The 6,939-nt window shown below is 68.2% G+C and carries 6 protein-coding genes; all 6 read right to left on the bottom strand.

The window, feature by feature from the left end; genetic code table 11:
• Positions 1–205: 205 nt before the first annotated feature.
• A complete protein-coding gene (locus tag C466_RS14525; protein ID WP_004599084.1) occupies positions 206–859 on the bottom strand; it encodes a 30S ribosomal protein S7 in 654 nt (217 codons plus the stop codon).
• On the bottom strand, positions 856–1,284 hold the full coding sequence (locus tag C466_RS14520; protein ID WP_004599087.1) for a 30S ribosomal protein S12: 429 nt from the start codon (positions 1,282–1,284) through the stop codon (positions 856–858). The genes C466_RS14525 and C466_RS14520 overlap by 4 nt, the downstream gene beginning before the upstream one ends.
• Before the next feature lie 210 nt (positions 1,285–1,494).
• Entirely contained in the window at positions 1,495–2,340 is an 846-nt protein-coding gene (locus C466_RS14515; RefSeq protein WP_004599089.1) for a DUF7537 family lipoprotein, read from the bottom strand.
• Between the two features lie 44 nt (positions 2,341–2,384).
• Positions 2,385–2,804 (bottom strand): NusA-like transcription termination signal-binding factor, encoded by a 420-nt coding sequence (locus C466_RS14510; RefSeq protein ID WP_004599091.1) that lies wholly within the window; start codon positions 2,802–2,804, stop codon positions 2,385–2,387.
• A complete protein-coding gene (rpoA2, locus tag C466_RS14505; RefSeq protein WP_004599092.1) occupies positions 2,804–4,018 on the bottom strand; it encodes a DNA-directed RNA polymerase subunit A'' in 1,215 nt (404 codons plus the stop codon). Before rpoA2 ends, C466_RS14510 begins: the two co-directional genes overlap by 1 nt.
• Positions 4,011–6,938: a DNA-directed RNA polymerase subunit A' gene (locus C466_RS14500; protein ID WP_049908432.1), complete on the bottom strand. Its 2,928-nt coding sequence runs from the start codon at positions 6,936–6,938 to the stop codon at positions 4,011–4,013. Before C466_RS14500 ends, rpoA2 begins: the two co-directional genes overlap by 8 nt.
• Between the last annotated feature and the right edge of the window lies 1 nt (position 6,939).

The raw sequence follows: 6,939 nt of genomic DNA, 5'->3' as shown, positions 1-6,939 counted from the left end.
ATCTTTTATAAGCGAACGTCGCTACCGCTCACGGCTATTTAAATAGCGTTTCACAGCAACCGGTCTGATTTACCCACTCCGCTAATGGCTCGCCACCCTCGCTCGATCCACACACCGCAACGCCGAACGGCACCACCGCTCCGCGGGTGGGATCGAAACGAAAAACCGCGTGACGCGTCCCGTCGGTCCGAACGCTGAACCGGCGTTAGCGGGCCGCGGCGGCGACGCGCTCGCGCTCCTCCTTCTGCGAGATGGAGTAGGAGCCCTCGACGTCGTAGTCGGCGGCGGCGACGAGTTCGTTCGCGAGCGCCTCGGCGGCGGCGGTCGTCGACTTGTACGTCGCGCTGGCGACGGCGTCGGAGATGAACAACAGCGCCTGGTCGACGCGGCGCTGGGGCGCGACGTCGACCGCCTTCGGGACGGAGATGCCGCCGTACTTCAGGCGGACGGTCTCCTCGCGGGGCGCGGCGTTCTCGACGGCCGTCACGAGCACCTGGACCGGGTTCTCCTCGGTCCGCTCGTGGACGATGTCGAAGGCGTCGCGGACGATCCGCGTCGCCTGCTGTTTCTTGCCCGTGTTCTCGTCGGTCTGCATCAGGCGGTTGATCAGCCGCTCGACCAGAGAGATCTCGGACTTCTTGAACTGCTTGGACGCGTGACGGCCCATGGTGTGCGCGATGGGCGTCACGGTCATGTATCGCTTCGTGGAGGGGTCCTCGTAGGCGATCTCGGTGACGTCCCAGACGCCGAACAGCTTGGCGTTCTCGTTGGCGGCCTCGCTGGAGGCGGGCGCGTCCGGGTCCGGCTCGTCGGCGGCGACGTCCTCCTCGGACGGCGCCTCGGTCTCCTCGCCGCTCATCTGACCGGCTTCTCCGCGTTCCCGCGAACCAGTTCGATCATCGACACGCCGTTGACCTTCTCGACCTTGTAGTTGACGCCGGAGAGGTCGCCCATCGCGCGACCCTTCGCACCGCCGATCCCGGCGATGGTGACCTCGTCGTGCTCGTCGATGAAAGAGATCGCGCCGTCACCGGGACAGAACGCGGTGACCTGCTTCCCGTTTTTGATGAGCTGAACCCGGACGCACTTTCGGATCGCCGAGTTCGGCTGCTTTGCCTCGATGCCGACCTTCTCGAGGACGATGCCGCGCGCCTGCGGGGCACCTTCCAGGGGGTCGGACTTCTTTTTGAGCCCGCGCTCGCGCCGAGCGTACTCGGAGTCGGACCAGCGGCGCTTCTGCCGGTCCTTTTTGAGCTTACGGGCCGCGTACTTGCCGTTCGCCATCGTACGCCTACTTCCGAACGGAGCTACTTAAGCGTCGTCTTTCTCCGCCGCGAAACGCCCTCAGATCCCCCGAGCGGTACCTCTCGACGGATCTGAGAGTGTTTCACGGATCGGCTCGACCGAAAACGACGGGCGTTCGCTCCCGCTGAGCCGGTAAGCCGGCGAGAGCGCCCGTCGTTTCGGATGGAATTCCACAGAACGATTCAGGTATCAGCCGCTCGTCTCCTCGCGCGCCGTCTCGACCCACGCCGGCTCCGACACCGTCGCGCCGAGGTCCCGGTAGTCGATGTCGACGTCGACGGTCGCCGCCTGCCCGTCGTGTCGCCCCGCCCACGACTGTTCGAGCCGCGGCACGACGCCGGACTCGTACACGTGGACGGTCGCGGACGCCGTTTCGACCGTTTCAGGGATGTTCCGGTCCCCCTCGAAGGCGTCTGCCGCGAACCGCGCGGTCTCCTCGCCGCGCACCTCGCCCGCCCCGTCGCTCGTCGGGTTCCAGAGGTTCAGCCCCTCGTACTCCGTCTCGACGTCCGAGGCCCCACCCTCGACGCGGATCCCGGTCGCCATCTCCGTGCGCATCGCCGACTCGAGTTCGCCCGACGACCGGTCGATCGACCGGCGGCCGTACTCCACGCCCGACTCCCGCTCGACGCGAAACAGCGCATCGCCGTCGGCCGCGTACAGTTCGGAGACGTCCGACGCGTCGGTCTCGGTCACCGCCACCCTGACGTACAACCGCTGGGTTTCGAGGTCGTACCGCGACTCATACTCCTGCGAGGGAAGCCACGGCGTGGGGTCCTCGCCGCCGTCGTGGCTCGTCTCCGCCGTCGAGAACAGCGTCGCCCCGCCCGCCTCGACCGCCGCGTCGGCGTGGCTCGTCGCCAGCGTCCCGACGTCGAGTCCGTCACCGTCGCGCCACGCGGCGTCGGGGAACGGGCGGTCGACAGTGTCGCCGTCTCCGTTGCCGCCGCCGCTGTCGTCGCCGTCACCGGAACAGCCGGCGAGTCCGACAGCGGCGGCGGTTCCGAGACCGGCGAGGAGGCGTCTGCGGTTCATGGGTCGACAAACGGGCCGGCGGGCAAAAGTGCGCGGGTTCGGTTTTAAGTCAGCTGAACGTCGTCGACGTCGTAGTGCCGCTCCGCGAGCCGGCGGGCGGTCTCGATGTTCGCGCCCTCAGCGCCGATGGCGACGCCGCGGTCCGCTTCTTGGACCTCGACGTACGCCACGCGGTCGTTCTGCTCGGAGATGGTGACCGCGTTGACGGCCGCGGGCGCGAGCGCGCTCGCGACGAACGCCTCCGCGGTGTCGGCGTCCTCGACCAGTTCGATCGACTTGTCGAGCCGCCGCTCGGCCTCCGCGACGGTCTCGCCGCCCTGGCCGATCGCGGCCGCCATCTCGCCGGCGGGCACCACGAACACGAGGCGGTCGCCCTCCACGAGGCAGTCGGTCGGCGTGACCCCGGTCAGCTCGTCGAACCGACCGATGTACTGCCGCGCCTCGTCGGAGAGCTCGACGTACATTAGTCGTCGCTCACGACGCGCGACCCCATCCGGAGGTCGACGTCGCCGGTCCCCATCGAGATGGGCTTGCCGGCGATGACGTTCTCGATGACGCCGTCGAGGTCGTCGTACTCGCCGTGGATCGCGGCGTCGAGCAGGTGGTTAACCGTCACCTCGAACGCCGCGCGCGCGAGCACCGAGTCCTTGTTGCCGGAGATGCCGTGCCGACCGATCGACTCGATCTCGCCGTTGTTCGTCATGATGTCGGCGACGAGCATGAGGTGCCGGACGTTCACGTCGTCGAGCCCCTGCTCTTCGAGCGTGTTCTTCGTCTCGTCGATGATCGTCTCGCGGGCCGCCTCGACGCCGAGGTTGCGGTAGATCTCGTGGATGTTGTTACACGTCGTCCGCGAGGCGTCGACGCCCTCGATGTCGAGGGTGTCGCCGAACGCCGACCCCTCGGTGTAGAGGACGAACTCCTCGTCGCCGTCGATCTCCTCTTTCCGGATGACGACGCGCTCGATCTCCTCGATCCCCTTGAACACGATCTCCCGGAGCCGCTCGACGAGCTGGAGCAGCTCGCGGTAGCTCGGCTCGTTGGGGCCGAACTCGATGACCGTGCCGGCCTGCCGGGCGTCGACGCCCAGCGAGTCCTCGATCGTCTTGGCGATGATCTCCGCGACCTCCGTCGGGTCGGAGTGGGTGGGCCACCGCTCCAAGAGCGTGTCGTCGTTCAGGTCGATCCGGACCAGCATGTCCGCGACGTTCGTCGACACGTCGCCGAGCGCGAGGATGCGCGTCGCCTCGATCGACCAGACGACCTCGTGGGCCTTCTCGCGGTCGGTCGCGTACTCCCCGTCGAGGTGGACGGTCATCATCGGCGTGTCCGGCGTCTTCCGGGCGTCCACCAGCTCGATGAGCCGGGGGAGCCCCTGCGTGACGTCGATCTCCGCGACGCCGGCGTAGTGGAACGTGTTCATCGTCATCTGCGTCCCGGGCTCGCCGATCGACTGCGCGGAGACGGTGCCGACCGGGTCGAGGGGGTCGACCCGCGTCTGCTCGTAGCGGTTCACGACGCCCTCGACGACGTCGGTCGCCTGCTCGATGGTGACCTCGCCGGCCTCCTCGGCCTTCCGGTCTATCGCCTCGTACACCTTCGACTTGAGCCGGCGGGGGAGCTCGGTCGCCTCCACGACCGCCTCCATGTCGTCGGTGACGTGGTCGTACTCAGTCATCGGACTCCACCCCCGGCCCGCCGGCCTTGTTCAGCCCCGGCCCGGCGTGCTCCGAGAGGTTCGTCGGCGGCTCGCGCTCGCCGAGGAACCGCTCTTTCTCCTCGTCGGAGGCGAACTCGGCGTCGACCACGCGGTCGACGATGCCGTCGACGTCGATGCCGTCCTCCTCGCCGGAGGAGACCTTCACCGGCGAGGTGCCGTCCTCGCCGAACTCGAACTGGACGATCCGGCCCGAGGTGTCCCGGACCGTGCCGTCGTACTGCGCCTCCAGCTCGGAGAGCGCGTTGATGAGCCGCCGCTGGAGGTAGCCGGACTTGGAGGTCCGGACCGCCGTGTCGACGAGCCCCTCGCGGCCGCCCATCGCGTGGAAGAAGAACTCCTGCGGGGTGAGCCCGCCGCGGTAGGAGTTCTCCACGAACCCGTGCGCCTCGGAGGAGAGGTCGTTCGGCCGGTAATGGGAGAGCGTCCGGTCCTCGTAGCCGCGGTTGATCCGCTCGCCGCGGACCGCCTGCTGGCCGACCGAGCCGGCCATCTGCGTCAGGTTCAGCATCGAGCCGCGGGCGCCCGAGCGGGCCATCACGACCGCCGGGTTGTCGTCGCCGAAGTGCTGGTCGGCGATCTCCCCGGCCGAGTCGCGGGCCTTCCCGAGCGTCTGCATGATCTTCATCTCCAGCGTCTCGTCGACGCCGCGGCCGGGGAGCGACTCCAGCTCGCCGGCCTCGTACGTCTCGATCAGCTCCTGGACGCGGTCGTAGGCGCTCTCGATCGCCTCGTCGACCTGCTCTTCGGCCTCCGGCGGGATCGACTCGTCGTCGATCCCGATCGAGAACCCGAAGTTCATGATCGCGCGCATCGCCAGCGACGCGATCTCGTTGATGAACACGCGGGCGCGGGTCTCCCCGTACTCCTTGGTGAGCGTGTCGACGACCTCGCCGCCGAACGCGCCGACCGCGTCCTCGTCGATGGTCCCCTCGATCAGCTGGCCGTCCTCGATGACGACGCTGTCGCCGGCCGAGGAGGTAAAGGAGAGGTCGAGGTCGTCGGGGAGCAGCTCCGAGAACAGCGTCCGGCCGGTCCAGAACTCGCGGCCGTCGTCGTCGACGCCGTCGGCCTCGGGCAGCTCGTCGACGCGGGTGGCGCGCAGCAGGTCCAGCGCCTGCGTCTCCGAGAACTCGGGGTTGGAGTGGGTGAGCAGGTAGGTGCCGGAGATGTGGTCCTGGATCGCGCCGATGATGTTCCCGCCGAAGCGGGGCGAGAGGATCTGCTCTTGGACGCGCATGAGGACGCGCGCCTCGGCGCGGGCCTCCTCGTTTTGCAGCGCGTGCATGTTCATCTCGTCGCCGTCGAAGTCGGCGTTGTACGGCGGACAGACGACGGTGTTGAGCCGGAACGTCTTGTACGGCATCACCACGACCTCGTGGGCCATGATGGACATCCGGTGCAACGAGGGCTGCCGGTTGAAGATCACGATGTCGCCGTCGACGAGGTGACGGTTCACCTCCCAGTCGGCCTCGACCTTCTCGGCGAGCTCCTCGCAGTTCTTCTCGGTCACCTTCAGCCGGCGCCCGTCGGGGCGGCGCACGTAGTTCGCGCCGGGGTGGGCCTCAGGCCCGTTCCGGACGTACTGGCGCGCCTCCTCGACGTTGCGCTCGGTGACGTTGAGCGTCTGGGTCATCTCCTTCGCCACGCGGTCGGGGACGCCGACCTCGTTCAGCGAGAGCGTCGGGTCGGGCGAGATGACGGTCCGGGCGGAGAAGTTGACGCGCTTCCCGGAGAGCGAGCCGCGGAAGCGGCCCTCCTTCCCCTTCAGCCGCTGGCTGAGGGTCTTGAGGGGACGGCCGGAGCGGTGGCGCGCCGGCGGCGTCCCGCTGATCTCGTTGTCGACGAAGGTGGTGACGTGGTACTGGAGCAGTTCCCACAGGTCCTCGATGATCAGCTGCGGGGCGCCGGCCTCGCGGTTCTCCATGAACCGCTGGTTGATCCGGATGATGTCGACCAGCTTGTGGGTGAGGTCGTCCTCGGAGCGCTGGCCGTTGTCCAGCGTGATCGAGGGGCGGGTGGTCACCGGCGGCACCGGCAGCACCGTCAGGATCATCCACTCCGGACGGGAGTGCTCGGAGTCGATGCCGAGGACCTCGAGGTCCTCGTCCGGGATGTCCTCGAACCAGTCGCGGATGTCCGAGGGCATCAGCTTGTTCATGTCCTCCTCGGTGAGGTCGACGTCGAGCGCTTTCTCGATGGCGCGGCGGTCCTCCTTGCGCGGGCGGAACTCGCCGGCCATGATCTCGTTGATCCGGTCGACGGCGATGTCGGTCTCGTCGGCGAGCTCCTGCGGCGAGGTGCCGGGGTCGTCCTCCTCCTCGTCGGGCTGCATCGCGGCCGCGATGCGCTCGGAGTAGTCGCCCGAGAGCACGTCCTGGACCTCGTAGTACGTGGTCGGCTTCTCGTGTTTGATGTCCGCCTGCGGCTCGCCGCAGAACGGACAGGTGGACGCCTTCCGGGCCTGCCGGACGGCGGCCTTCAACACGTCGTGTTCGTCGTCGCCGAGCTCCTTCGCCCGCTCGTAGCGGTCGCGGAACTCGTCGCGCTGCGCCTCGTCCAAGGCGAGCTTCCCGCACTCGCGGCACGTCGATCGGAGCAGCCGCCGGATGAGCTTCGTGAAGCCCACGTGGATGACGGGCGCCGCCAGCTCGATGTGGCCGAAGTGGCCGTTACAGGAGCCGGAGTGGGAGCCGCAGGTCCGGCACTCCAGGCCGGGGTCGATGACGCCCAGTCGCGGGTCCATCAGCCCCATGTCGATCGGATAGCCGTCGTCGTCGTACGTGTCGGCCGTGATCACCTTCGTCGCGGACATGTCCCGGTACGTCTCCGGGTCCATGAGGCCGAAGTCGATCCCGCCGAGCACTTTCGGTGTTTGCATT

Source organism: Halorubrum distributum JCM 10118, assembly GCF_000337335.1.
Taxonomy (GTDB): domain Archaea; phylum Halobacteriota; class Halobacteria; order Halobacteriales; family Haloferacaceae; genus Halorubrum; species Halorubrum distributum.
The sequence above is the reverse complement of the archived record's forward strand: the minus strand, read 5'-3'. Positions and strand labels throughout refer to the sequence as shown.